This is a genomic window from Zhongshania aliphaticivorans (genome assembly GCF_001586255.1).
GTDB classification, from domain to species: domain Bacteria; phylum Pseudomonadota; class Gammaproteobacteria; order Pseudomonadales; family Spongiibacteraceae; genus Spongiibacter; species Spongiibacter aliphaticivorans.
In genome coordinates, this window is sequence record NZ_CP014544.1 from 2,022,034 (window position 1) to 2,047,650 (window position 25,617).

The 25,617-nt window shown below is 48.8% G+C and carries 24 protein-coding genes; 13 read left to right on the forward strand and 11 right to left on the reverse strand.

What is annotated here, in order from left to right:
- The 8 genes from AZF00_RS08915 to AZF00_RS08950 form a co-directional block, all read right to left on the reverse strand.
- Window positions 1-3,108: an efflux RND transporter permease subunit gene (locus AZF00_RS08915; protein WP_008250331.1), complete on the reverse strand. Its 3,108-nt coding sequence runs from the start codon at window positions 3,106-3,108 to the stop codon at window positions 1-3.
- 10 nt (window positions 3,109-3,118) lie between these two features.
- Window positions 3,119-4,351, reverse strand: a complete 1,233-nt coding sequence (locus AZF00_RS08920) for an efflux RND transporter periplasmic adaptor subunit (RefSeq protein WP_008250315.1) — start codon at window positions 4,349-4,351, stop codon at window positions 3,119-3,121.
- The gene (locus AZF00_RS08925; RefSeq protein WP_008250314.1) at window positions 4,348-5,655 is read right to left on the reverse strand and encodes a TolC family protein; all 1,308 of its coding nucleotides are present in this window, start codon (window positions 5,653-5,655) and stop codon (window positions 4,348-4,350) included. The genes AZF00_RS08920 and AZF00_RS08925 overlap by 4 nt, the downstream gene beginning before the upstream one ends.
- A 9-nt stretch (window positions 5,656-5,664) precedes the next feature.
- Complete coding sequence (locus tag AZF00_RS08930; protein ID WP_008250313.1) at window positions 5,665-6,618, reverse strand: M56 family metallopeptidase; 954 nt, start codon at window positions 6,616-6,618, stop codon at window positions 5,665-5,667.
- 2 nt (window positions 6,619-6,620) lie between these two features.
- Window positions 6,621-7,001, reverse strand: a complete 381-nt coding sequence (locus AZF00_RS08935; RefSeq protein WP_008250312.1) for a BlaI/MecI/CopY family transcriptional regulator — start codon at window positions 6,999-7,001, stop codon at window positions 6,621-6,623.
- A gap of 240 nt (window positions 7,002-7,241) precedes the next feature.
- Window positions 7,242-7,859, reverse strand: a complete 618-nt coding sequence (locus AZF00_RS08940; RefSeq protein WP_008250311.1) for a class I SAM-dependent methyltransferase — start codon at window positions 7,857-7,859, stop codon at window positions 7,242-7,244.
- Between the two features lie 84 nt (window positions 7,860-7,943).
- Window positions 7,944-9,305 (reverse strand): heavy metal sensor histidine kinase, encoded by a 1,362-nt coding sequence (locus tag AZF00_RS08945; protein WP_008250310.1) that lies wholly within the window; start codon window positions 9,303-9,305, stop codon window positions 7,944-7,946.
- Window positions 9,306-9,345: 40 nt separating this feature from the next.
- Window positions 9,346-10,038, reverse strand: a complete 693-nt coding sequence (locus tag AZF00_RS08950; protein WP_008250303.1) for a heavy metal response regulator transcription factor — start codon at window positions 10,036-10,038, stop codon at window positions 9,346-9,348.
- 175 nt (window positions 10,039-10,213) lie between these two features.
- Here AZF00_RS08950 and AZF00_RS08955 point away from each other — a divergent pair, with 175 nt between their 5' ends.
- The 5 genes from AZF00_RS08955 to AZF00_RS08975 all read left to right on the forward strand — a co-directional run bounded on the left by AZF00_RS08955 (window position 10,214) and on the right by AZF00_RS08975 (window position 14,422).
- Window positions 10,214-12,067 carry a copper resistance system multicopper oxidase gene (locus AZF00_RS08955; RefSeq protein WP_008250301.1) on the forward strand — a complete coding sequence of 618 codons (1,854 nt, stop codon included), beginning with the start codon at window positions 10,214-10,216 and terminating at the stop codon, window positions 12,065-12,067.
- Window positions 12,064-12,909, forward strand: coding sequence for a copper resistance protein B (locus tag AZF00_RS08960; protein ID WP_008250299.1), 846 nt, complete (start codon window positions 12,064-12,066; stop codon window positions 12,907-12,909). The genes AZF00_RS08955 and AZF00_RS08960 overlap by 4 nt, the downstream gene beginning before the upstream one ends.
- A gap of 51 nt (window positions 12,910-12,960) precedes the next feature.
- A complete protein-coding gene (locus AZF00_RS19600; protein ID WP_008250297.1) occupies window positions 12,961-13,299 on the forward strand; it encodes a hypothetical protein in 339 nt (112 codons plus the stop codon).
- 61 nt (window positions 13,300-13,360) lie between these two features.
- Entirely contained in the window at window positions 13,361-13,942 is a 582-nt protein-coding gene (locus AZF00_RS08970) for a c-type cytochrome (RefSeq protein ID WP_008250295.1), read from the forward strand.
- Window positions 13,943-14,056: 114 nt separating this feature from the next.
- Window positions 14,057-14,422 (forward strand): hypothetical protein, encoded by a 366-nt coding sequence (locus tag AZF00_RS08975; protein WP_008250293.1) that lies wholly within the window; start codon window positions 14,057-14,059, stop codon window positions 14,420-14,422.
- 202 nt (window positions 14,423-14,624) lie between these two features.
- On the opposite strand, the gene cadR is transcribed toward AZF00_RS08975, so the two are convergent.
- On the reverse strand, window positions 14,625-15,023 hold the full coding sequence (gene cadR, locus AZF00_RS08980; protein WP_062384851.1) for a Cd(II)/Pb(II)-responsive transcriptional regulator: 399 nt from the start codon (window positions 15,021-15,023) through the stop codon (window positions 14,625-14,627).
- Between the two features lie 52 nt (window positions 15,024-15,075).
- Between cadR and AZF00_RS08985 the strand changes: the two genes are divergently transcribed.
- From AZF00_RS08985 to AZF00_RS09005, 6 genes are all read left to right on the forward strand, one after another.
- Complete coding sequence (locus AZF00_RS08985; RefSeq protein ID WP_418112956.1) at window positions 15,076-15,993, forward strand: cation efflux transmembrane domain-containing protein; 918 nt, start codon at window positions 15,076-15,078, stop codon at window positions 15,991-15,993.
- Between the two features lie 59 nt (window positions 15,994-16,052).
- Window positions 16,053-16,391 (forward strand): hypothetical protein, encoded by a 339-nt coding sequence (locus AZF00_RS19340; protein ID WP_143829398.1) that lies wholly within the window; start codon window positions 16,053-16,055, stop codon window positions 16,389-16,391.
- An 83-nt stretch (window positions 16,392-16,474) separates the two neighbouring features.
- Window positions 16,475-17,815 carry a TolC family protein gene (locus tag AZF00_RS08990; protein WP_008250284.1) on the forward strand — a complete coding sequence of 447 codons (1,341 nt, stop codon included), beginning with the start codon at window positions 16,475-16,477 and terminating at the stop codon, window positions 17,813-17,815.
- The gene (locus AZF00_RS08995; RefSeq protein WP_008250282.1) at window positions 17,812-18,747 is read left to right on the forward strand and encodes an efflux RND transporter periplasmic adaptor subunit; all 936 of its coding nucleotides are present in this window, start codon (window positions 17,812-17,814) and stop codon (window positions 18,745-18,747) included. The genes AZF00_RS08990 and AZF00_RS08995 overlap by 4 nt, the downstream gene beginning before the upstream one ends.
- An 89-nt stretch (window positions 18,748-18,836) precedes the next feature.
- Window positions 18,837-21,980 carry an efflux RND transporter permease subunit gene (locus AZF00_RS09000; protein WP_008250281.1) on the forward strand — a complete coding sequence of 1,048 codons (3,144 nt, stop codon included), beginning with the start codon at window positions 18,837-18,839 and terminating at the stop codon, window positions 21,978-21,980.
- A gap of 93 nt (window positions 21,981-22,073) precedes the next feature.
- Window positions 22,074-22,394, forward strand: coding sequence for a P-II family nitrogen regulator (locus tag AZF00_RS09005; RefSeq protein WP_008250279.1), 321 nt, complete (start codon window positions 22,074-22,076; stop codon window positions 22,392-22,394).
- A 106-nt stretch (window positions 22,395-22,500) separates the two neighbouring features.
- Here the strand turns inward: AZF00_RS09005 and AZF00_RS09010 are convergent, their stop codons facing one another.
- On the reverse strand, window positions 22,501-23,544 hold the full coding sequence (locus tag AZF00_RS09010) for a DNA-binding protein (RefSeq protein WP_008250276.1): 1,044 nt from the start codon (window positions 23,542-23,544) through the stop codon (window positions 22,501-22,503).
- A 262-nt stretch (window positions 23,545-23,806) separates the two neighbouring features.
- On the opposite strand from AZF00_RS09010, the gene AZF00_RS09015 reads away from it, so the two are divergent.
- Window positions 23,807-24,760 (forward strand): site-specific integrase, encoded by a 954-nt coding sequence (locus AZF00_RS09015; protein ID WP_008250274.1) that lies wholly within the window; start codon window positions 23,807-23,809, stop codon window positions 24,758-24,760.
- Here the strand turns inward: AZF00_RS09015 and AZF00_RS09020 are convergent.
- Window positions 24,757-25,014: a helix-turn-helix domain-containing protein gene (locus tag AZF00_RS09020; RefSeq protein WP_040803601.1), complete on the reverse strand. Its 258-nt coding sequence runs from the start codon at window positions 25,012-25,014 to the stop codon at window positions 24,757-24,759. The two genes, AZF00_RS09015 and AZF00_RS09020, sit on opposite strands and share 4 nt — an antisense overlap.
- A 250-nt stretch (window positions 25,015-25,264) precedes the next feature.
- On the opposite strand from AZF00_RS09020, the gene AZF00_RS09025 reads away from it, so the two are divergent.
- Window positions 25,265-25,615, forward strand: a complete 351-nt coding sequence (locus AZF00_RS09025; RefSeq protein WP_231856200.1) for a VspR family transcription factor — start codon at window positions 25,265-25,267, stop codon at window positions 25,613-25,615.
- Window positions 25,616-25,617 lie beyond the last annotated feature (2 nt).

A 25,617-nucleotide genomic window follows, 5' to 3' on the forward strand; every position in this document is an offset into this window, starting at 1 on the left:
TTATGCTCCTTTATCGGTGCGGTGCAGCATCCGGTACAAGGACGGCAGCACAAATAAGGTAAGCAGTGTCGACGACAAAATACCGCCAATCACCACGGTAGCGAGAGGGCGCTGCACTTCTGAGCCAATCCCCGTGTTTAATGCCATTGGTACAAAGCCCAATGACGCAACCAGCGCAGTAGTAATGACCGGCCGTAACCGAGTCAGCGCACCTTCGATAATCGCAGGCTCTAGCCCCAAGCCTTCGCGACGCAGCTCGCGAATAAACGACACCATCACCAAACCGTTTAAAATGGCGATACCCGATAAGGCGATAAAGCCCACCGCGGCAGAGATGGAAAAGGGTATATCTCTAAACACCAGCGCCAATATCCCACCAGTTAGCGCGAGAGGAACACCACTAAATATAATCATTGCGTCTTTCAATGAGCCAAGTGCTAACAATAAGAGGCCGATAATCATGAGCAGTGTCACAGGTACAACCACGGCCAGTCGCTGCGAAGCGGATTGCAAGGTTTGATAGGTACCACCGTATTCCACCCAATAGCCTGCTGGCAGCGTTACTTGCGATTCGATGGCTTCCTTCACATCACTGACAAAGCTACCAAGATCACGACCCCGAACGTTCGCAGTCACCACCACCCGACGTTTACCGTTCTCTCGGTTGACCTGATTCAGCCCCGTCGTCAGCCCAATATCCACCAACTCTTTCAGCGGCACATAGCCACCACCAGATATTTGAATGGGAAGTGAGCCCAACTGGTCAATATCATTGCGTCGGTCTTCCGGTAGCCGCACAACAATCTCGGCGCGGCGATCACCCTCGTAGAAAAACCCCGCGCCCTGGCCGCCCATTGCCGTGGCAACTTGATCTTGCAGACTATTAAGCTCAACACCATATTGACCTAGGGCAGACTGCTTAGGCTTAAGCGTTAGCATGGATAAACCCGTAGTCTGCTCCATTTGAATATCGACAATATCATCCACTGAGCCGATGGCACTTTGGATTTCTTCACCAAGGCTTTCGAGCTGAGACAAATCATCACCGAATATCTTAATCGCTAGCTCGGCACGTACGCCTGACAACAGCTCATTAAAGCGCATCTGGATCGGCTGAAGAAATTCATAGCGATTGCCCGGCACGGGTTCGACCAACGCTGCAAGCTCTTCCACTATCTGGTTTTTAGGCTTACTCGGATCAGGCCACTGATCGCGCGGTTTTAGGATAATAAAATTATCTGCCACACTCGGCGGAACCGCATCAGTCGCAACATCGGCGGTGCCGATCTTGGCAAATACCCGCTCTACTTCAGGCATGGTCTTAATTGCGACTTCCAATGTTTCCTGTAAGGCTACTGCCTGACTAAGCGAGGTGCCCGGAATTCTAAGTGCGTGCATCGCGATATCACCTTCATCGAGATTTGGCACAAACTCACTGCCCAGGCGACTGGCCAAGCCTGCACATACAACAAGTAATACCAACGCAGCTGCAACCACAGCGCCGCGCATGGCGATCGCTTTGCCCAGCAGGCGGCCATAAAGGTTTTTTGTTGCATAAAATGCGCGATTCTCTTTTTCGACTACCGGCCCCTTGAACATCATGGCGATAGCCGCTGGCACAAAGGTGATGGACAGTAGCATTGCGGCACTCAGAGCAATGACCACCGTCATGGCCATGGGGTGGAACATTTTGCCTTCTACACCCGTTAAGGAGAAGATCGGCAAATATACCGCAGTGATGATAAACACCCCAAACAGTGCAGGCCGTATCACCTCTTTGGTGGCGCTGAACACAACGTCGAGGCGCTCATTCAGCGACAAGGTCTGCTTGTCGCTGGCAAGGCCCAAACGACGTAGACAGTTCTCCACGATGATAATGGCGCCATCGACCAACAAGCCAAAATCCAATGCGCCCAAGCTCATCAAGTTGGCACTAACGCCGCTACGCACCATGCCGGTGATGGTCATCAACATAGCAACTGGGATGACCGCAGCAGTGATTATGGCTGCACGCACATTGCCCAGTAATAAGAATAAAATAACAATAACCAGCAATGCCCCTTCGAGCAGATTAGTCGTTACCGTTTTCAGAGTTTTGTCCACTAGGCCAGTGCGATCGTATACCGCCGTCGCGGTAATGCCTGCGGGCAAACTCGACTTAATTTCCTCAAGCCGTTCACCGACCGCTTTGGCAACGGTACGGCTGTTTTCGCCAACGAGCATAAATACCGTGCTCATTACGACCTCACGACCATTCTGGGTGGCGGCACCAGTACGTAGCTCCTTACCCTCGCCAACAGTCGCAACATCACCAACACGCAGAGGCTGACCATCAACCGTTTTAATCACTATCTTGCTAATATCCGCAAGCGTTTCGGCTTGTCCCGGAATACGTAACAGCCACTGCGAGCCTTTTTGCTCAACAAAGCCAGCCCCACGGTTTTGATTATTGTCGGCAACCGCATCGATCAGCTCTTGCTGCGAGATACCATAGGCGAGCATTTTTTCAGGCTGCAGCCCAATTAACACTTCCCGTTTGTAGCCGCCAATTGGGTTTACTTCAACCACACCGGGCACACGCAATAGCTGGGGGCGAATAATCCAATCATGTGCTGAGCGCAAATCCGTTGGCGTAATCAGCTTGCCATCGGCGTCGGTCGCACCCGGTTCAGCGTCCACGGTGAACATGAAGATTTCACCCAGCCCCGTCGCAATCGGCCCAAGCTCCGGCTCCAGTCCTATTGGCAATTTTGCCCGCACGTTGCCAAGTCTTTCGTTCACCAGCTGACGTGCGAAATAAATATCGGTGTCATCACCGAATATTACTGTGACTTGGGAAAGTCCGTATCGAGAAACAGATCGGGTGTACTGCAGCTCGGGTAGGCCTGCCATCGATGTTTCAATGGCGTAGGTAACGCGTTGCTCGACTTCCAGCGGCGTGTAGCCTGGCGCTTCAGTGTTAATTATGACCTGAACATTGGTGATATCGGGAACGGCATCAATCGGCAGTCGGTTGAAATTCCATAAACCCAGACCACAAAGCGCAAGCACGGCGGCCATCACCACACCGCGCCGCGCTAGGGAAAATTGTATAATTGCATCAAGCATGGGACGTCCTTTAGTGGTCGTGTGAAGCGCCAGATTTTTCGATATCGGCCTTGATGATGTAGCTGTTTTCGGTAACGTATTCGGTTCCCAGCTTTAGCCCACCTAGGACTTCAATCCAGTCGCCCGCCTCGCGACCGAGCTCCAGCATCCGAACTTCGTATTGGTCGCCTACTTTGGCGTAGACCACGGTGAAATCCCGAAAGCCTTGCAGTGCTTGGCGCTTTACCGCGAGTGGCACTTCATAGCGAGCAACTTCCACATCGCCGCGAACAAAGCTCCCCACTGGCAGCGCAAGATTGCTGGCGTCAACACTGACGCGTATATCCGCAGATTGATCCGCATTCAGCAGTGGAGAAATCCACTGCACGTCACCTTCTCCAATTTCTTCCATCGCATCGTTGAGCAACTGCACGCTGTTGTTTAGCGCAATTCGACGACGGTCGTCAGGGTAGGCTTTGAGTAAAACCACTTGGCGGGAGCGATCAACAATACTCACCAGCGTACGGCCAGCAGTCGCTTCGCCGATATTAACCGGCAGGGCCGCAATTTCACCGGCAATATCGGCGCGCAACACATAGGATTTCAGGCTTTCGTTACTCTCGATGCTCATCAACGGAGTGCCCGCTTTCACCTGCTGACCTAAGCTAACGTGAATGGCTTTAATCACACCGTCGAAACGGGCGCTTAACTGCGTTAAAGCATTGGTATCGGCTGCCAGTCGACCGAAGAGCGGCAGCCGCTCTACGAGCACTTGTGAACGTGCAGTACCAGTGGTGATACCCATGGCGTCAGCCACGTCGGCATTAATCCGAGTTCGTCCCTCAAAATTATCGTACTGCCACTCATAGCGCTTATCGCCGTAGGCCGCATTGAGCGTAACTAGAAAAGAATGTGGCTCGACTATTTCCATATCACCGCGCAAAAAATCTTCTTGCGGCCTGAAATTGATTTGATCGTCGCCATCACCGAGGCGCCCCAAAGTAACGCTCACCTTGACGTTTTCTGGAGGCAATGCCTCGCCACCTTGACTTGCCCACACCCGAAACTCTGGCGGTACACCGGTCTCGAAGATGGCCAATTCAATCGCGAAGTCATCCTCGCGCAACATACGCCCCCGGTGCGGGCCTTTTTCAGGTTCAATTTCCTGCACTTCGGCGCCAACGGCGAGTGCAGCGCTACTTAAACTCATTAATAGCGAGACAAGCATACTGACGATTAACGATCGTTTTACTGAATTACTCATGGATTTACCTCATCGTTGCCCAGCAGTGGCAAACCGGTTAGACGTTCAATTTCGACGCGTGTGAGCTGTGCTTTAAACTGACTATCCAGTAAATGACTGCGTGTCACGAGCAATTCCTGCTGCACCCCGCGCCAATCTTGGTAGCTGTACCGGCCAAGCTGGTAGGCGTTTCGGGCTTCTTTCTGGGCTTGTTCAAGCGTTGGGATAATGTGCTCACGCAGTGCGCCAACCACATGCTGCGCGTGCTGAAACTCTTGAAGCAAAACATACAAGCGCGCTTCCAGCACTAATTGCACTGCATCAGCATCTGCGCGATAAGCATCACGATTCGCAGCTAAGGCGGCGATACGTCCACGATTACGCTGTTCGCCCCCTAAGGGCATAGTAAAACCAGCTACTAAGGCGTAGTCGTCGGTATTTTCAAAACGCCTTACACCGGTTGAAAACTGCCATCGTGACTGGGCTTCCGTTTTTGCTAAGGCGATCTCGGATTGCGCAATGCGCTCTTGGCTGAGTAGTTTCTGCACGCGCGGATGACTGCTTAGCTGCAGCGCTAGCTCCTCGTAGTTCAGTTTGCCGGTGGCAATGGCGAGGGAGCCTGATACTGTATCAAAATCGAGTTGTCGCGCACTCCACTGGGTCGCCAACATCCGCTTAGCGCCACGAATTTCATGATCCAGATCTTCGAGTGTTATCTCTGCCCGCGCTAACTCGGCTTCAGCACGAAGCTTGTCAGCGAGCAGCGATTTGCCTGCATCCATGCGCTTTGACAGTTCTTTAACCACTGAATCCGCTTGCGCTCTTGCGGCTGCAGCGAGTTCTTTACGCTGCTGATAAACGACTACGGTGAGAAATTGACGGGCAGTCTCGGCGGCCACATCCAGCTTCTTTATCGCTTGCTCATCGCTAATCACCTGTTTTTGCACGTCAGCACTATGTCCGCGCTGCTGCAGTAAGTCACCCTCTAAAACCCAACTAATACTGAGCGTTGACTGAAGGCTGTCAGAACCGCTGTAGTCCCCCGAGCCAAATCCATCTTCAACACTTAAGCCAAGCTGGGGGCGACTGCCGACCCGTGCCTGCTGCGCCATTCCATCGGCAGCTGCGCGACGGTAGTAAAAGGCTTGGAGCTCTGGGTGTTTAGTAAAGCTTCGTTGAATGGCCTCGTTTAACGTTAAGGATTTCTCTGCCACAGAGGCCGTCGACATAGTCAGCAATAACGGAATTAGGGCAAGCGTTTTACGCCAAAAAAACCGATCTACAATCGGTTTTTTTGGCGTTAGAAACGGACTAAAAACATACATAAATACGCCTCAATGACTAAAAATTGCTTCAACCGCATGATGATAGCTATCCACACTCAAAAGGCAGGAAGCCAAAAGTACACACAGAAATACAACAAACAACGATAAGGGGAAACTGCGGCCTGGTTCAGACCTCAGCTGATAATGAACACGCGCTTCAATTTCAGACGCATAGAAATGACAAGACAAGGGACTGGAGAATTGCTGCTGATTTCGCGACAAGCGGCATAGTTTTATCACGGTACTAGCAACGGTGGTGCCACCCGATCCGCCCACAGCCGCATAATCGTCTGCTGCAAGCTCCAAGCACAAAGAAAATTCGCGGCGTAACCGGTTGCTAGTGAATGGTAGGTAAAACGCCGCAAGAAAGGAAAAAGACCACTTCCGTAAAGGGTCAAACCTCTGCTGGTGGGCGAGTTCATGGCGACAAACGATGTCATTTTCAGCCGCAGATAATTGTGCTTGCAAGGCAGAACTAATGAAGACTTTAGGCCGAAAAAGACCAGCGGTGAACGCATAAATCACCGTAGAGTCCACGCTACTATTTTTAGTAAAACCATCAAGGGTAAGCAGCGCACCAAGGGCAGACCGATGCTTAAGCAATTGGTGAGTATGGCGAACTATCGCTAGAAAAGACGCCGCGGAAAATAGAAGTACTATCGCGCTGTGCCAGCTATATAAGTTGAAAACATTAATATGGTGCCAATGGGTAAGCGCCAAGAACCACGAGGGCATAACCGCGGCAGAATCAGGCATTAGTACAACGCTTGCAACGCTTAGAGCAACAAGCCAAGGGATCAAAACAAATGACCACAACACCCATTGGCGAGCGCCTGCGGATAATTTGACCCGCCACTGTTCAGTAGTTCGAAAAACGAAAGTAAGAATTAGTGAGCAATAGAAAAACACCGATGCGGCAATAAACACGCTATTTAGGGTAATCGCATAACCGCCGACAAGCATTCTTATTTCCCCGATTTATCGCTGGCGCGGCGCTGATCAATAAGCGATGCCAATGCCTGCAATTGCGTTTCAGTCATTTCTGCTGACAGGGAGCTAAATGCGGCCAATAAGGTGTCTTCATTGTCAGTGTAATCGGCGGCGACTTCGCGCATCAATTGCGCCAGAAAAGCATTTTTGGCCATAGCTGCACGATAAATGAAGGCGTGGCCAGCTTTATTACGGATTAAGAGCTTCTTTTTATATAGCCGGTCAAGGGTACTTTGGATCGTGTTTAACGTTCTCACCGAATCATCCGTAAGCTCGCGATGTACCCGCTTAGCGTCTGCTTCATCTGTATCCCAAAAATACTGGAGAACCAATTTTTCCAAATATCCCAATTGCATGCCACATTCGACCTAGGTTTACAGAAGAATAGTATAGTGCCTACGAAAAAACCGATCGTCAATCGTTTTTTTCGTAGGCACTACAACGAAGAAAATGGGTTAAATGATAAACAGAAGCGGAACCGCTGAGGGATCGCAGGTTGAGGCGCCAAATCCCCCGCTATACCCAACGTAGATAAATTCATGCGAGGTCGACCAATTATCAGCGATGACGAGCGCAACGAATTTAGGGTGGGTGAGTTAATTTATCCGCTTGAAATGACAATAAATGAAACTCTGCATTTTGCCTATCGGCGTTTGGTGAGATTCTTCTTCGTGGCCTAATAATTCAAACTGCGCACCTAATTCGGCGTGTAACGTACTCGGAGAATAACGGCGCACAGGCAGACCGCTGCATTGCTCGGGGCCATTCTCGGAAAAAGTCGCAATGATCATGTGCCCACCTAATTTAACGCAATCTAATACTGTTTCAACATAGCTGCGCCTATTGGCTCCCTCTATCAGGAAATGAAACACCGCACGGTCATGCCATAAGTCGATACCCTGCATAGGAAGAAGGAAGTGAAGAACATTCCCCTCAATCCACTGTACTTTTTTAGAAGTATCTCCTAGTCGTTTTTTGACCGCGTTAAGCGCGGCCCCAGATATGTCCATGACGGTTACATTAACAAAATCATTTTCCAGCAATGAATCTACAAGAGTGGATGCACCGCCGCCGACATCTATTATTTTTGCTGTTTTCTCAATATTGATTTGTTGAATAATGTGCAGCGAACGGGATGCGTGGGGCTGAAACCAGCTTACAGAGTCAGCTGATTTTGTTGTGTATACTGCATTCCAATGCGCTTTGGTGTCCATAAAGGCCCCTTCATCGAATTTAAAAACCGCGAATTTTTTTGGCGCACTGCTTTATAGTAAATATCCAATACGCACTAATATATCTTAACTTTCGATCATGCTGATAGGTAAACGTATTGAAAAGTATGTCACGCTGCTATTAGAGTCAGCATCGACCCTACCACCATGAGCTTCAACAATGGACTTAACTATTGCCAGGCCCAGGCCAGCTCCCTCACTGAGTCGCTGACGCGAAGGATCAACGCGATAGAATCGATCAAATATTTTTGGTAGATGTTCTGGGGGGATCTTTAAACCGGGGTTTTCAACACGGAGCTCTACCCATGCATCATCTGTTTTTTTTAGTTTCACGTTAATTGTTTGCCCGGCCGGTGTATATCGCAATGCATTTGATAGCAAATTAGATATGGCGCGCCTCAACATAGCCCGATCGCCACTCAGCATGGGTGTGCTTCCGTCTAAAGTCAGAACAATCTGTTTCTCCTCTGCCAAAGCCTCAAAAAAGTCAAATAACTCCCGCACTTCATGCCCGAGATCCAGCCACTCACGTACTGGATTACGTAAACCGTGTTCGCTTTGAGCCAACCACAGCATGTCGTTGACCATTTTCGCTAAGCGCTCCTGTTCTTCTAAATTTGAGTATAGTAACTCTTGGTATTCCTCCAAGCTTCTGGCCCGATTAAGCGCGACTTGGGTTTGGGTAATGGAATTTGTTAAGGGTGTACGCAGTTCGTGGGCGATATCAGCAGAAAAGTGCGAAAGTCGAGCAAAGCTGTCTTCCAAACGACCGATCATGTAATTGAATGAGTCAACAAGCCCTCGCAGCTCACCCGGTACAATATTTGGGTCTATTCGCACATGCAGGCGATCGGCTTGGACATCGCGCATAGTGTCGCTTAAGCCGCGCAGCGGCGCATGCCCCTGATGTACGCCAAACCAAGCGGCCAACAACGTGACGACGCCAGCTAAAGTCATAATAAGCCACAGGCTGCGCCTAAAATTATCGAGAAAGAAGATATGGAAGTTCATATCCATGGCCGCGACAATACGATAATTACGTCCACTAATTAGAGTTTGGGTAATGGCACCTCGGTAAGCATTTCCCCCTGCGCCCCAGCTATGTAAATTAGCTGCTAAAATACGGGAGACGGGCGTATAGAGAGTCACTGGCGTGAGCAGTTCGTCATCACTCGGCCCGTAGATGAGTTGTCCGTCTGGGCTCCAAACTTGGAAATATACGCCATGATGTCCTGAAACCGCGTGGGATAGCACTTCAGGTAGCCGCGGGATGTCGTCTGCGCCTGCCCGTAACGCCCGTTCCACGGCCTGAGTAATAACAATGAGCTCATCGGCATCCTGCTCAGCAAAGTGACGTTTTACGGCTTGTTGAACAAGGTGTGCAGTCATCAGTAGGCTTAGGCCGATGGCAAGGGCAACGAAGACCATCACTCTTGTTGTTAGCGATAACGGGCGACGCTTAACTCGACTAAGCCACTTCATTATCGTCTTCGATCTCCAGTTTGTAGCCCATGCCACGCACAGTGTGAATCAACTTTGCTGGGAAATCGTCGTCGATTTTGGCACGCAGACGGCGAATCGCAACGTCAATAACGTTTGTATCGGAATCAAAATTCATATCCCAAACTTGGGAGGCTATCAGGGATCGTGGTAATACCTCGCCCTCTCTACGCGCTAAAAGCTCCAACAGGCAGAATTCCTTGTGGCTAAGACTAATTTTTTTACCTCCACGGCTAGCGCGGCGGCGCGGAAGATCTAAGGTGAGGTCTGCAACAGTAATTTGATCTGAAAGCACAGGCGCTACACTTCTGCGCAGCAAGGTACGAACTCTAGCTAGTAGCTCAGCAAAGGCAAATGGCTTAACCAAATAATCATCTGCGCCAAGCTCAAGCCCTTTAACCCGGTCTTCTACGCTATCTCGGGCGGTAAGAAAAAGTACTGGAGTTTGCCGACCAGCTTCCCGAAGGGACTGCATTATTCGCCAGCCATCAACATCGGGTAACATGACATCTAACACCATCAGGTCAAAAACTTCCGTCATTGCAAGATGATGGCCATCGAGGCCGTTGCGCGCCAGCGTGACCATAAATCCTGCCTCAGAAAGCCCCTGACGCAAATAATCGCCGGTCTTGAGTTCATCTTCCACTACCAATATCCGCAAAATTGCGTCGCTCCGTCGTTTGGCTTAAGTCAGTTTGATAAACATTATGGATGAGGCTTTCCAACACCAAGATGACTTAAAGATTACAGCTTTGTAATCTTTAAGTCATGCGAGTGACAGGTGTAGGTCTCTAGTATTACGAACACAAATCACTGAATGTATGAGGTAGTTGCCCGTGAGCCAATGGCTTCCCCAACAAAAACGATCTTTACAACCAAACCGCCGTCGCTTTGTACAAGGCCTTGCGGCTGGTGGCGTACTGGCAGCAACACCCACTTGGTTACAGGCAGCAATGAGCAGCAAAGTGGCACAGGGGCAAACGCCTGTTCTAAGTGGGCGTGAAATCAATCTTGTTATAGCCGAAAGTCCCGTCAACTTTACCGGCGTGACACGTATGGCAACAACGATCAACGGTTCCATACCCGCTCCTACTTTGCGTCTGCGCGAAGGCGATGAAGTGACGATTCGCGTCACCAATCACTTAGCAGTTGCCACCTCCATCCACTGGCATGGCATTCTTCTACCCTACCAAATGGATGGCGTGCCTGGCATCAGTTTCAAAGGCATAGCGCCGGGCGAGACCTTTACGTATCGATTTACCCTACAGCAAAGCGGTACCTACTGGTATCACAGCCATTCCGGTTTTCAAGAAATGACGGGGATGTATGGCGCACTCATCATTGAGCCTAGAGCAGGCGAAAGACACCGTTCTGACCAGGATTATGTGGTGCAACTTTCAGATTGGACTGACGAAGATCCTATGCGCGCTTTCAGTAAATTGAAAATTCAGAGCGATGTGTACAATTTCAATCAGCCCACCTTCTTTGACTTTAGCGAAGATGTTTCAAAGCTTGGTTTACAGGCCGCACTGGAAAAGCGCCAGATGTGGAACAAGGCGCGCATGAATCCAACCGACTTGAACGACCTATCGGCGGCCACGCTGACCTTCCTCATGAACGGTACAGCGCCTAATGGTAATTGGACGGGACTGTTCCAGAAAGGGCAACGCATACGCCTGCGCTTTATTAATGCGGCAAGCAATAGCTTTTATGATGTGCGTATTCCCGGCTTAAAATTGACCGTCATTCAGGCCGACGGCCAAGATGTCGAACCGGTTTCCGTCGATGAATTTCGCTTTGGCCCCGGCGAAACCTACGATGTATTGGTTGAACCCGCAGACGATGCCTACACGATCTTTGCCCAGAGTATGGATCGCACCGGTTATGCCCGAGGCACATTAGCATTGCAGCAAGGTCTATCCGCGCCAGTCCCTGCGCTTGATCCGGCAGAGTGGCTGACGATGTCAGACATGATGGGTGCAATGGGCAGCATGGCCGGCATGAATCATGATTCCATGAAAGGTATGGAAGGAATGAATCATGGCTCGATGAAGGGTATGCAGGGAATGGGCAGCATGGAAGGTATGAAGGGAATGGCGGGAATGAATGGTATGGATCATTCCGCCATGAATCACCAGCCAAAGAATCCTTTGGCCAAGCCCTCTAGCACTGTTAACCATGCCAGTAGTGAATACGGCGCGTCTGTCGATATGCGAGTGGATACACCACGCACCAATCTTGATGACCCAGGTATCGGTTTGCGTAACAACGGCCGACGAGTATTGACCCTAGCCGACCTGAAATCGATTAACGGGCTGCTGGATGATCGTCGCACCCCAACTAAGGAACTTGAACTACACCTCACTGGCAATATGGAGCGCTACAGCTGGTCATTCGACGGTTTGGAGTTTGGCAAAAGCACACCGGTGTCGTTGAAACACGGTGAGCGCGTTAGGGTTATTTTGCAAAATGACACCATGATGACGCATCCAATGCATTTACACGGCATGTGGAGTGAACTCGAAACCGACAAGGGTGAGCTGCGGGTTCGGCGCCACACCATTTCGGTTCAGCCATCGCAACGTATCAGCTTTTTAACAACTCCCAATGACCTTGGTCGCTGGGCGTGGCATTGCCACCTGTTATTTCATATGGATGCGGGGATGTTCCGCGAAGTGGTGGTGTCATGAGTAAAACGAAAATGAAAAACATCATCAGCCTAATGGCAGTCACAACTTTTTTTACGACATCGGCCTCATGGGCCCAAATGGATGGTGGAAAGATGCAAATGCAAGGTGGCAGTGCACCCGATGATGCTCGTGATCCACATGCTTATTCAGATGGCTATACGCTTACCGAAGGCCCATATGCCCAACAAGGCCCAAGGCAACTAAAATTGGCTGACGAACACGCTTTGCTGTCTGTATTAGGCGACCGCCTTGAATACAGCGAGGATAGTGGCAGTACGACCTTCGACCTTTTAGCTCGGTATGGCACTACTTACGATAGTCTCGTTATAAAAGCTGAAGGTGATACTAACGGTGGTCAATTGGAGGAAAGTCAGACAGATCTACTCTGGAGTCACGCTATCAGTGTCTTCTTTGATACTCAGCTGGGTGTGCGGCTGGATCAGTACAAAGAAGGTAGCGATCGCCAGTGGCTCGCTGCGGGCATCCAGGGTTTAGCACCGTACTGGTTTGAACTAGACGCTACCGCTTACCTCGGTGACGATGGACGTACAGCACTGAACCTTCAGGCAGAATACGAATTACTGCTAACACAAAAGCTAATATTGCAGCCTCGTGCGGAGCTTAATCTTTACGGTAAAGATGATCCTAGCAATGGCCTCGGCAGTGGTTTGTCAACTGCATCTATTGGCTTGCGCTTGCGCTATGAAATAAATCGCCAGTTCGCGCCCTATGTCGGCGTGGAGTGGTCGGACGCATATGGCGGTACCGCTGATTATCGACAAGCTGCAGGACAGGACATAAACGATACGCAATTAGTAGCAGGCCTGCGGTTCTGGTTTTAATTAAATTATCGATTACTCATATTCCCAACTCAAAGATTAAGGATTATTCCAATGCGCTCAAAATTTATAACATTGTCAATTGCAATCTCTACGCTGGCTTTTACTTTGTCAGCCCAGGCTCATGATCCCAAAGAGCACATGAACAACGCAGAAAAGCCAGATTGCGCGGCCATGGAAAATATGGATCACAGCAAAATGGATATGAACGACCCTGTCATGCAAGCCATGATGAAACAGTGCATGGGCGACATGGAAGGTATGGAAGGTATGGAAGGTATGGAAGGTATGGAAGGTATGGAAGGTATGAGTGGCAGTGAAGCGCCTCAAGGCGATAAACCGGCGCAACACGGAAATGAAAGTAGCACGGAACAGACTGGCCATAATCACTGATATAACTATTTCGAGTCACCCAGCAAGACTTCATTAACTCTTTAGACGATTTGGAAATATTATGGCCGCAAACAAATTTCTACGCTGTGGTAAATGTTTGATGATTACCGCCGTTGTCGCGATGTTGGGCGGTCTAGCATTTCTTTACTCTGGTCTCTACCCGATGGGAGCTGATGTGCCGCACAATGGCCTAACATATTGGGGGCTCGAAACGATGCGGGAACGCTCCATTTCCCGAGCGGCAAGTACGATTGAGGTTCCCAATGATCTAGCCTCATCAGAGCGACTGCTAAAAGGTGCTGCTGACTACAATGCGATGTGCGCGAGCTGCCACCTGCAACCTGGTAAAAACCAAAGCGACTTTACTTTGGGCCTCTACCCTGCCCCACCCAATCTCGCACAGAAGGGTGATGATCATGGCCATGATGGCGGCCACGATGACAACACCTATGCTTTGCAACGTCAATTCTGGATTATTAAGCACGGTATTAAAGCATCGGGCATGCCATCGTGGGCACCTGGGCATGACGATGAGCGTATATGGAATATGGTGTCATTTTTACAACGATTACCTGAACTAAGTACTGGGCAGTACCAGGTTCTCACTGCACGTAGTGACAACACCAAAAAACAGGAACATTGATACTGCCTAATCAATGTTCCAATTAACGCTATACACTCGATAATTCAATATGAATACCGCACTACCCTTCTGTGATGACATTTAAAAACTCTACTAACAACCAGAGAAATAGCCATGGCAAGCGCTAATTATACTTTGAAATACATGCTGGCAGTATTCATCCTTAGTCCCCTTTTCGCCGCGGCCCACTCAGCACATGACCCTGTTAAGGAAATTCACAAAAAAGATCAGACGATTGCGAGCCGACAATCAGAATTTGATCAATTGCGGTTCTCAGCGCAAAAAATAGAAAATCTCCAAGATCAAATTACCGCCATGGAAAGTAAAATACTTATGATAAGAAATTTGATGGCTAGCGATTATCCTCATATCAAGGAAAAAATGAGCAAGTACTCTTTCGACTACATTAAAAGTGTAGAAGAATCACTAGCGCAGTTAAAAAACACATTACAGCAAACTGATACATTACTTAATCAATAGTGATGGTTCGTAAATTGCGTCGAGCGCAGTCAACAAGCTCTAGTAGGAAGCTTCAAACGACTCTCTGTATTTTGTACGCACTAATCTAATCGGCTAAATACAATTTTCTCGATCGCTACCGCTGTCACAATTCGGCGGTCGCTTCCATATCACCTGGCATGGACAAGCTTTTAATAGTGGAGTGAGTGTATTAACTCTCAAGTTATTTTCGAGATACCGATAAAGTTTGAAGAATCCCGCACTCTTTAACAGTACTTTGATTTGAACAGCTATTTCGAAGCGTCATCAATTTGTTTTGGAGGTCTTGTAACTCATTTATTCGAAGTGCAACTTGCTCTATATGGCTATCAACCATTCTGTTCACATCATCGCATCCTATTCCTGGCTGCTGATTTAGCGCTATAAGTTGCCGAATTTCGGCAAGCGAAAGATCAAGGCTTCGACAATGCTTGATGAACTTTAGCTGGTCTACCGTCGCCGAATCATACAAGCGAAAGTTACCGTCACTGCGCCGCAGCGTGGCCAACAGTTTTTCTTTTTCATAGTGGCGTATGGACTGCACAGAACACCCAGTTAACTTAGCTAGCTCTCCAATTTTCACCAATCTCACCTTAACACTTGACTCTATAGTTACCATAGAGTTTAGGCTAAGCATGATTGAAAGTAAAAGGAGCGGCGCAATGACACTGACTGGCAACGGGCAATCTGCAGAGAATATCGATGATAAAGGTACTATAAGCATCCTGCAGCCCGATAAAATCTACGTTAGCCAGTTTGTGGTTTCTAAGATGGATTGTCCTTCTGAGGAACGCATAATTCAGATGGCTCTAGAGGGCATTGAACCGGATGTAGTTCTAGAATTTGACACGCCCAATCGCATGCTAAAGGTATTTCACAGTGGCAACCTTGTCGCCATACAGTCTCGTTTGGATTCGCTTAGCCTCGGCGCGAAAATTAAAGATACTCACAATTTAGACCGCGATGAACTGTCGCAAGCGATAGCGTCAGCAAAAGAAGCAAGTTTAAAAGAAGGTACCATCCTAAAATGGTTACTTGCGATTAACGCAACCATGTTTGTCGTTGAATTTTTGGTTGGGTGGTCGGCACAATCTGCGGGGCTTATTGCAGACTCGCTAGACATGTTCGCTGACGCTTCAATTTATGCCGTGGCACTCTACGCAGTTGGTCACAGCGTCAAAAGGAAGCTGCAGGCTGCTCACCTTTCAGGCTGGTTGCAACTAGCGCTAGCTTTAGGTGCGCTAAGTGAAGTGATACGACGATTTATGTTTGGCAGTGAACCTGCCTCCACTTTGATGATGAGCTTTGGTTTTATCGCTTTGATAGCTAACGTAATATGCCTAATTTTGATATCTAAAAGCAAAGATGATGGCGCACACATGAAGGCCAGCTGGATTTGCTCATCAAACGATGTGATCTCCAATGTGGGTATTATTTTAGCCGGTGTACTTGTCGCAGCCACAGGTTCGCGCTACCCTGACTTGCTTATTGGCTTGGTTATTTCCGTCATTGTGTTGCATGGCGCGCACCGAATTCTGAAGTTAAAATCTTAAGCAGTTCGGCGCCTCAACCGCTAACAGATACCAAACCGCATTCATTTAAAAGGTTAATTGTGACTAAACACTGGACATCTTATCTGCTGATAATACTGATTGCTTGCCAGTCAGTATTTGCTTTTGCGGATAACCATGAGGTTCAAGACACAAGTCCATTGGCAGTATTTGATCAAAGTGACATCGTTCAAAACGAATTAATTGTTAACCAACTTAATACCAAAGATGCGACAAATATAGACAACTGCGACCACTGCGGTTTTTGTCATCATGGCCAGCTAGTTCCTGTTCTCCTGTCATTTTCACCCGCTCCGAGCACTGTATTACTCAAAACACAATATAATATGGCGATTCCTAACGACCCGCTATTCTCCTTCTACCGCCCTCCCAAAGTTTAAGCCTACGTTTTACTAATCTAACGACATTTCGGTTATTTCCGTAATGTTTAGCATGATTCCGTCTATTAAACGTGGATTTTTACATGGCTATTCGCTTTTTTATGCCTACGAGATTCGTATGGCGCACGCAACACAGCTTTAAAAAGCTGGTGCTTTTATGTTTGTTTTTCGGCTGGCAAGTATCTTTTGCGCACGCTGAAGCTACAAATAACTCCCTTACGCTCAATGCCGCACTTAAGCGTGCTATCGAGCTAAACCCGTCATTAAAGGTTTTTGAGTTTCGCAATTCTGCGCTAAGTGGGCAGATGCAAATTGCGGCGCTAAAACCTGCCTATGAGCTAGGAATTGACGCAGAAAACTTTTCTGGCGCAGATGAACTCAGTGGGTTTGACGGCGCAGAACTTACCGTTTCGCTCTCCTCTGCTTTGGAAATGGGCGATAAACGCGCAGCAAGGCTCGGCATTGTTTCTAACAGTCGCTCAGTGATCGATGCACAGCGACAAGTGGCATCATTGGAGTTATTAGGCGAAGTGACCCGTCGTTATGTGGATGCGCTTGCTGCACAGGAGCAGGTTACCCTAGCGAGAGAAGCCAATAGGCTTGCCAATGAAACGCTTAAGATCGTCAGACGGCGCGCCAAAGCTGGGGCAGCGCCTGAAGCAGAGGTGAAACGAGCACTCGCGGCCGCGTCACAGGCAGGTCTAACGCTACAGTCCACCCAACAGCAGCTTAACTACTTAAAAGTTTCCCTCGCTGCGCTCTGGGGTGAAAAAACGCCTACTTTTGTGACACTTGAAGGTGATTTATATCACTTTGGCACCGATATTGAGTTTGACTCACTCTTCGCAAAAATGGAGAAGAATCCAGCAATCCTCATTTTTGCGGCTGAAGAGCGCCTCAAGGATGCCGAACTGCGCGTTGCCACAACACAGTCGAAAGCGGATGTCAGTTGGTCGCTAGGCGTGCGTCGATTTCAAGCAAACGATGATTCTGCACTGGTGGCCGGCTTCAGCATGCCGCTGTTTTCCGGCAGAAGAAACACAGGGGCGGTCTCCGCAGCACGTGCCCAGCGCAATGAAATCTATGTCCAAAAAGAAGTGGCTTTACTGAGTATGCACACACAATTGTTCCGTGCATTCCACAATAGAAAGCAAGCAATTCTCGCGGCCAAAACACTACAAAGCACCATCATCCCTGCGCTGCGAGATGCACTCAAAGAAACGCAAGCTGCCTATGAACGTGGGCGCTATGGCTATTTAGATTACGTGTCTGCACGGCAGGAGTTACTGAATGCTCAGCGCACACTGATCGAAGCGGCTGCGTCTGCACTCACTTATGGCGCCGAAATTGAACAACTAACAGCAGAGCCCTTGTCATCGACGCTCTATAGCGTATCAAGCGATTTCTCAGGAACAGTACAATGAATATATACGATACGATTAAAACACCCATTATTAATGCCATTTTCTACGCCACAATTTGTTTTTCAGCGTCAGTCGCGCTTGCCGAAAGCGGACATGGCGATGAAGAAGATCATGACGAGGGGCACATTGAACTCTCTCAGGAGCAAATGAAGCACGCGGGTATCGGCCTAGCCCAAGTTGGGCCTGGCGCAATTCGAGAAACCTTAGCCGTTTACGGGATTATTACGAGCAACGCGGAACAAGCCCAAGCCGTCACGGCCCGGTTCGACGGCGTCATCCGCTCCGTTAATAAAACCATTGGTGATAACGTCCGTAAAGGTGATGTACTTGTCACTGTTGAAGCGAATGAAAGCCTAAAAACCTACCCTATTTATTCTGCACTTAATGGCGTCATTAGCCAGCGCAACGCCAATATTGGCGAACAAACAAACGGTAAAACACTGCTTGTTGTTGAAGATTACTCTAGCGTTTGGGTAGATCTTTCCGTGTTCCCCAAAGACATCGCCAAGCTCGCATTGGGGCAAACGGTAAGGATAAAAAGCACTAACCACTCCAGCACGGGCGAAGGGAAAATTATCTTTATTGCCACTCAGGGTAACCCTTCGAATCAAGCCACCACAGCACGCGTCCTGCTGAAAAATGTCGACAACCTATGGAAACCCGGACTTTTTGTTAATGCCGAAATCACCCAAACAGAAACTGCCGCTGCAACTGTTATCAACAATGAAGCTGTTCAACTGATCGAAGGTGAAACCGTCATTTTCGTGCAAGGAGACGAAGGTTTTGAACCTCGCAATATCACCTTAGGCCGCACAGATGGCGACGCCAGCGAAGTACTGCGTGGACTAAAAGTTGGCGAAACATATGTAATCAAAAACAGCTTTGTTTTGAAATCTGAAATGGGCAAGGAGGATGCTGAGCATGGCCATTAATCACATCCGCCGCACTGCGAACTCCAAGCGCAGTTTTTGCCACCAGCACTACGATATTTCGTGGTGCGAGACCGTAGTAGGGCCTCGCTATGATCGATAAACTTATTCAATTTTCCATTGCCCGCCGTTGGCTGATCATGTTTTTTGCGATCGCCATCAGTGCACTCGGTGTTTGGAATTATCAAAACCTGCCCATCGATGCCGTACCCGATATCACCAATGTACAGGTACAAATTAATACAAGTGCACCCGGTTACTCACCGCTGGAAGTAGAGCAGCGTATTACCTACTTGGTCGAGCTGGCGATCACCGGATTACCTTACGTAGAGAGTACCCGCTCTTTGTCGAGATATGCGCTCTCTCAGGTCACCGTTGTATTTGAAAAAGGGACGGACATTTACTTTGCCCGCAACCTGATCAATGAACGTTTGCAGCAGGCCAAAAGTGATATGCCCTCGGGCATTGAACCCGTGATGGGGCCAGTAGCGACCGGCCTCGGGGAGATTTTTCACTACGCGGTGCACGCAGACGACGATGCTCGACAGCCAAACGGCGAGAAATATGATGCGACTGCCTTGCGCACCTTGCAAGATTGGGTCATTCGTCCCCAGTTGCGCCTGGTCAATGGTGTGACGGAAATCAACACGATCGGAGGTTTTGAAAAGGAATTTCACATCACTCCAACCCCAGCCCGCCTATTAACCTTCGGATTAAGCTTTGATGACTTGGTTGAGGCCATAGAAAAAAACAACGCCAATGTTGGTGGGGGTTACATTGAAAAAAATGGTGAGCAATACCTTATTCGCGCACCTGGACAAGTTACGGACATCGCTGAAATTGAGACGATCATTGTCGCGCACAAAGACGGCATTCCGATAACGGTAGCAGATGTGGCCGACGTCGGTTTTGGCAAACAGCTCCGTACCGGTGCGGCAACCCGCGATGGGGAAGAAACCGTACTCGGCACTGCCGTGATGCTGTTGGGCGGTAATAGTCGCAGTGTTTCAGAGGCGGTTTCCGCAAAGTTGGTGGAAATCAATAAAACACTGCCCAAAGGGATCACCGCCGAGCCCGTCTATAACCGCACCGTACTCGTCGATAAAACCATTACAACCGTACAGAAGAACCTGCTTGAAGGTGCCGTACTGGTTGTCGTTGTTTTATTAGTCATGCTCGGCAACGTCCGCGCCGCTTTACTCACTGCGATGGTCATTCCGCTGTCAATGCTAATGCTCATGACCGGTATGGTACAAGCCAAAGTCAGCGCCAACTTGATGAGCTTGGGTGCGCTCGATTTTGGTCTTATTGTCGACGGCGCAGTGATTATTGTTGAGAACTGCATACTAAGACTGGCTGGTAGGCAGCATCAACTCGGCCGCATACTCAAACTGGATGAGCGCTTCCAAACCGTTTTCGCCGCGACACGGGAAGTTTTCACGCCAAGCTTGATCAGCGTTCTGGTGGTGATTTTAGTAAACTTACCGATCCTCGCTCTCACCGGCGTGGAGGGGAAAATGTTTACGCCCATGGCAATGGCCGTGATCATCGCCTTATTGTCGGCCTTGGTGCTGTCATTAACCTTTGTGCCCGCTGCAGTCGCACTGTTGCTCACTGGTCGTATTGAAGAAAAGGACAACATCATTGTTCGTCAATCAAAACGGGTGTATACCCCAATTCTGACGTGGGTACTCAAATTCCGTTTCGGTGTATTAGCTGGCGCGGTGCTGCTCGTTATCGCGGTTGGTGGCTTATCCACAAAAATGGGCACAGAGTTTATTCCGAATCTGGATGAAGGTGATATTGCCATTCAGGCTTTGCGGATTCCGGGCACCAGCCTCACCCAATCCCTCGATATGCAGTTTCGGCTTGAACGCGCCGTGCTGGAAATACCGGAAGTAAAAACCTACTTCTCACGTGTCGGCACCGCAGAGGTTGCCAGTGATCCCATGGGGCCAAACATCTCTGATGGCTATGTGATGCTGAAAGATCGTACAGACTGGCCCGACCCCGACAAGTCTAAAGCCCAATTGCTAGAAGATATCCGGCAAAAACTGACGCTCATTCCCGGTAACGCGTTCGAGATCAGCCAGCCGATACAGCTTCGCTTTAATGAACTGATTTCAGGTGTTCGCTCAGACCTAGGCATTAAGATTTACGGCGACGATCTAGATCAGTTATTGAAATCAGGTTCTGAGATTGCAACGGCGCTTAACGGAGTTGAAGGTGCTGAAGGCGTCAAAGTAGAGCAGGTTTCTGGTTTACCTATATTGTCGGTTGAAGCCAATCGGCCGGCGCTATACCGCTACGGTCTGAACGTCGCTGATGTCCAAGAGGTATTAGCCGCTGCAACAGGTGGCGAAGAAGCCGGATTAATCTTTGAGGGCGACCAACGGTTTACCATCGTTGTACGGGTAGCGGAGGAAATCCGCAACGACTTGCGAGCGCTAGAACAGTTGCCGATACCGCTCCCGCAAGGAGGCTACGTACCACTCCAAGAAGTCGCCACGCTCACGCTGGCACCGGGGCCGAACCAAATTTCCCGTGAAAACGGCAAACGTCGCCTTGTTGTGAGTGCCAACGTACGGGGCCGGGATTTAGGTGGTTTTGTCGCCGATGTGCAATCTCAAATTGAACGAGAGGTGACCTTGCCGCCCGGCTATTGGCTGGAATACGGTGGTACGTTTGAGCAACTCCAATCCGCAACCGAGCGGTTAAGCCTCTTAGTACCCGTGACACTTGTCATGATTTTTGCCCTACTCATGATGACCTTTGGTTCTGCGAAAGATGCGGCACTCGTATTCAGCGGTGTGCCACTTGCGCTAACTGGCGGTGTCATTGCGCTTTGGCTGCGTGATATACCCTTGTCAATCACCGCAGGCGTTGGCTTCATTACGCTATGCGGTGTTTCGGTACTCACCGGCGTAATGATGGTCTCGGCGTTTAGAGATCGGCTGGAGCAGGGTGATGATATCGATCTATCGATCAAAGAAGGCGCGATGTTACGGCTACGGCCAATATTAATGGTCGCATTGGTAGCCGCGCTCGGATTTCTGCCGATGGCCCTCAACACCAGCACGGGTGCGGAAGTGCAGCGGCCACTCGCGACGGTGGTTATCGGGGGAATCATCTCCTCTACCCTATTAACCCTACTGGTTTTGCCCGGTTTATACCGTATGGCTTACCGCAAGCCAAAAAACATCCCTGAGAGTGATGAGAGTCAAATGGCATCTTGATGCTCCACCGTCTGGCCATAAGGCTGTGCAGTACTTATGGCCAGACAAATGCTCAACCATAAATATCGCTTTACTAATTCATGGAGTACCGTTATGAAACAAATCAAAGCATTTATACACCATGTCAGATCCGCCATTGTAGTTGAAGCATTGCGCGATGCCGGCTATAAAAATCTAACCCTGCTAGATGTAAAGGGGACGCTAAAACCACTTAGCGAATCCGAACAATCGTATTCAACAGATGCTGGCGTTGTTATTTCTGAGGTTCGAATCTCACTAGTCTGTGAGGATTCTCAAGTTGATGATGTCACTGGCATTATTCGTACGGCTGGAAGAATTGGCCCACATATCTCCGGCTGGGTTTATGTTAGCCCCATAGAGCAAGCACTGCCTATCGGCGGGCCTGGTAGCTGACAGCGAGATTCGTACCAAAAGTCAGCTAAATTTTATCTCCGTAGGTAATCATAGGCCTTTCAATAACAGCCCTGTGAACTGCTTACGGATATAATCGAGCGGTAAATTATTTGGTGTGATTGTCTGGGGCATTATCATTGATTACCCCTGCAGTACCAGAGGCCCCAGCGATAAGTTGATTAATTACGTCATTTTTAGCACTGACCCCGGCCTCCAACATAGCTATTTTAACGATTGAAGCCTGTTGTTTGGACTGCAGATCTCCATATTCTTGCCTCAATTTACCGTTTTCTACAGAGTAGGATTCAATATGATCTCGGGAGGTGAGTAACTCGATATTTAGTGACTGCTCAGACAAATCCAATGCTTTTACTCTGCTCTCAAGTTCATTTTTCGCGGATGTCAGGTGACTCAGTGCTTTTTGAGCGGCGCCAAGCTCCGAGACCAATCGTGAGTTATCTTTATTTAGTTGTGTGACATCCGATTGCTTAAGCGACAACGTTTGATTTAAAACACGATTTTCTCCCTGCAATAGCTGAACTTGCTGCTCGTGTCTGCGCAGATCTTGTTCACGCTGTTCTTTTACAGATTGCCTATAATGCTCAAGCGCTTCCCTATTGTGGTGGTGCTTCTCTTCAAGTGATTCAATTTGGGTCTGTTTTTCCTTGAGCAATGCCGTTAATTTGGCCTCCGTTTGCGTTGCCTTAGCGATATCAACTTCAAATTTAGCCACCGCGGCATTTTTGCCTACCAGTGCAGTTTCTAAGCACTCTAGCGTATCAGACTGTGAGGTATACTTTTTGTTGAGTGCTTCTAGCGCTTGTGTTGACTCACTGTTTTGCGCACGAAGGTCCTGTAATTGTTGTTCAAATTTAACTGCTTGCTGCTCAACGATAACGTTCGCCTCCTCCCTTAATCCAGCGGCCAAACGTGTAACAAGCTCCTTAATAGGTTGACTGAGTAGCGAGGCATCGTCCATTTTGATGGCGGACTCTTCCTCCAATTCTTTGAGATATCGATGAATGGTAGACTTAGAACCAGTGTTGCCAAGTGCGATTCTTATCGTATCTATGGAGGGGTTTTGCCCCTTTTTGAGAACCTCTTCCCGCGCTTTTAAGACTAATGCTTTGTTGATTCCACCCCTAGCCATAAATCATCTCCAGTATATTTCGTACTGTATTACGTATCATGTATATACATACTATATTAAAGCTAGATCTATTCGTATGATAGTGCTTATATGACATTAAATAAGGGAGACTTATTTAATGTCATGGCAAAAAAACGTAATCTTGAGGCTCTTTTCAGTACAGAATCGGCGTTGGCTCGGTAATCGCGGTGAAGACATGCAGGAGTAGGCCGCCACACGCACGACATTTCTCTGGATAAACCGCCACTATATAAGGCACCTAATGACTAACCCCACCGATAGATACATTCATGCCGCGACACGCGAAAACACCCGAAAGAGTTACCGCGCAGCAATAGAACACTATGAATCTGTATGGGGTGGATATCTGCCAGCGACGGCAGATAGCATTGCGCAATACCTCGCACACTACGCGCCGACTTTGGCTATCAACACCCTAAAACTGCGTTTGGCTGGGCTTGCTGCGTGGCACAATGATCAGGGCTTCCCCGACCCCACCAAGTCGCCGCATGTCAAAAAGGTGCTCAAAGGTATAGCTGAACTTCACCCGCACGCAGAAACACAAGCTAAGCCTCTTCGACTTGAGGAGCTGAATACGGTTGTTTCGTGGTTCGACATGGTATTGGCATCAGAGCTATGCACACACCCTCGCCGCCTGACGTTAGTACGTAACAAAGCCTTATTTCTTGTTGGTTTTTGGCGGGCGTTTCGCAGCGATGAATTAACTCGTATCAACATTGAAAACGTGACCGTGACGCCGGAAAAAGGACTTGAAATTTTTCTTCCTCGTAGCAAAACGGACCGAAACTCACAGGGACGAACCGTCCGCGTACCGGCATTGCTGCAACTCTGCCCTGTTTCGGCTTACCTAGACTGGGTTAGCGAAGCGCAGTTACGGGAAGGCCCCCTCTTCCCCGGCATCAATCGTTGGGGTCACCTCGCAGACAAACCACTTCATCCTGCCAGCGTCATTACAGTTATTAAGCAGAGCTGCAGGCTTGCAGGTATACCCGACTCCGATGAATATAGCAGCCATTCATTGCGGCGTGGATTTGCGAGCTGGAGCAATGCTCAGCAGTGGGATATAAAGGCGCTGATGGAGTATGTTGGCTGGAAGGACGTCAAGACGGCGTTGCGGTATATTGATGCAGATGATCCGTTTTTAAGCCAAGCGAAGGACAATGGGTTGCCACCACTTATTAAAGGACTCGACTAAACGAGTTTTGATGTCTTTAATGACTTCATCATGATGTCCATACCCTCATGAGGATCGGCACCAATAACTTCACAGTATTCAATGAACTCTGACAGTTCAATCTTTCTGCGATCCTGTTCCATTTTTCCCAAAACAGAATGATGCCGCCCCATCATCGCCGATGCCGCACGTAGCGACAAGCCGCTATTCTCCCGCTGCTGCTTCAGCCAAGCTCGCAGGTTGTCGTAGTGAATAGTGTAGGGAGATGGTTTCATTGTCTCGATGATAGAGACAATGTAGAATGTCGCGAAATTCGAGACAGAAAAGACGACATACTGCTTCATGAAAGACATACATATTAAGCCTGCACTTCTTCATGTTTTACACGACATGTCTGTCACGCCGTTCACCGTTGGGCAGCTGACGGACAATTACCTAAAGCATCCGGACTGCGAACACACGGCTAAGCCGTCTGCTAGGCAATATGTCTATCGCAAAATGATTAGTATGATGGAGCTGGGCCAAATGATTAAATTGAGCAACAGTCAACGACGGCCACGCTACCAGTTAACATCTATTTTTTTAGGTGTAGATTGCGCTACCAGCATTGAGGAAATACAAACAGCCAAAGTCCAACAGCCACATAGCTCACCAGTAAATTCTCACGAAACCACACTAAAAGAAAAACTAAGTGAGTGTAAATCTGAAATGCTCAGTGCGTTAGGCGAATCAGACGAATATAGTTCGCTTTGCAAAGAGCATCCGGAGTTACGCGAGCGCGCGCAAGCCTTATATAACGAGGCTCGCGAACGCAGTGCAATGTTGCTTGGCAAGATGAAAGCACTTGAAAACATGCTTTCTCTGTATGCAGGGTAACA

Bases quoted from the DNA above. Each gene is read 5' to 3' on its own strand.
- AZF00_RS08985 (WP_418112956.1), top strand. From the start codon at position 15,076: ATGATTGAAAGTAAAAGGAGCGGCGCAATGACACTGACTGGCAACGGG.
- AZF00_RS09010 (WP_008250276.1), bottom strand. From the start codon at position 23,544: ATGGCTAGGGGTGGAATCAACAAAGCATTAGTCTTAAAAGCGCGGGAA.
- AZF00_RS08930 (WP_008250313.1), bottom strand. From the start codon at position 6,618: ATGCTTGTCGGCGGTTATGCGATTACCCTAAATAGCGTGTTTATTGCC.
- AZF00_RS09025 (WP_231856200.1), top strand. From the start codon at position 25,265: ATGATTAAATTGAGCAACAGTCAACGACGGCCACGCTACCAGTTAACA.
- AZF00_RS08975 (WP_008250293.1), top strand. From the start codon at position 14,057: ATGGCAAGCGCTAATTATACTTTGAAATACATGCTGGCAGTATTCATC.
- AZF00_RS09005 (WP_008250279.1), top strand. From the start codon at position 22,074: ATGAAACAAATCAAAGCATTTATACACCATGTCAGATCCGCCATTGTA.
- AZF00_RS08960 (WP_008250299.1), top strand. From the start codon at position 12,064: ATGAGTAAAACGAAAATGAAAAACATCATCAGCCTAATGGCAGTCACA.
- AZF00_RS08970 (WP_008250295.1), top strand. From the start codon at position 13,361: ATGGCCGCAAACAAATTTCTACGCTGTGGTAAATGTTTGATGATTACC.
- AZF00_RS08915 (WP_008250331.1), bottom strand. From the start codon at position 3,108: ATGCTTGATGCAATTATACAATTTTCCCTAGCGCGGCGCGGTGTGGTG.
- AZF00_RS08920 (WP_008250315.1), bottom strand. From the start codon at position 4,351: ATGAGTAATTCAGTAAAACGATCGTTAATCGTCAGTATGCTTGTCTCG.
- AZF00_RS08945 (WP_008250310.1), bottom strand. From the start codon at position 9,305: ATGGTCTTCGTTGCCCTTGCCATCGGCCTAAGCCTACTGATGACTGCA.
- AZF00_RS08995 (WP_008250282.1), top strand. From the start codon at position 17,812: ATGAATATATACGATACGATTAAAACACCCATTATTAATGCCATTTTC.
- AZF00_RS19600 (WP_008250297.1), top strand. From the start codon at position 12,961: ATGCGCTCAAAATTTATAACATTGTCAATTGCAATCTCTACGCTGGCT.
- AZF00_RS08940 (WP_008250311.1), bottom strand. From the start codon at position 7,859: ATGGACACCAAAGCGCATTGGAATGCAGTATACACAACAAAATCAGCT.
- AZF00_RS09015 (WP_008250274.1), top strand. From the start codon at position 23,807: ATGACTAACCCCACCGATAGATACATTCATGCCGCGACACGCGAAAAC.
- AZF00_RS08925 (WP_008250314.1), bottom strand. From the start codon at position 5,655: ATGTATGTTTTTAGTCCGTTTCTAACGCCAAAAAAACCGATTGTAGAT.
- AZF00_RS09000 (WP_008250281.1), top strand. From the start codon at position 18,837: ATGATCGATAAACTTATTCAATTTTCCATTGCCCGCCGTTGGCTGATC.
- AZF00_RS09020 (WP_040803601.1), bottom strand. From the start codon at position 25,014: ATGAAACCATCTCCCTACACTATTCACTACGACAACCTGCGAGCTTGG.
- AZF00_RS08990 (WP_008250284.1), top strand. From the start codon at position 16,475: ATGGCTATTCGCTTTTTTATGCCTACGAGATTCGTATGGCGCACGCAA.
- AZF00_RS08935 (WP_008250312.1), bottom strand. From the start codon at position 7,001: ATGCAATTGGGATATTTGGAAAAATTGGTTCTCCAGTATTTTTGGGAT.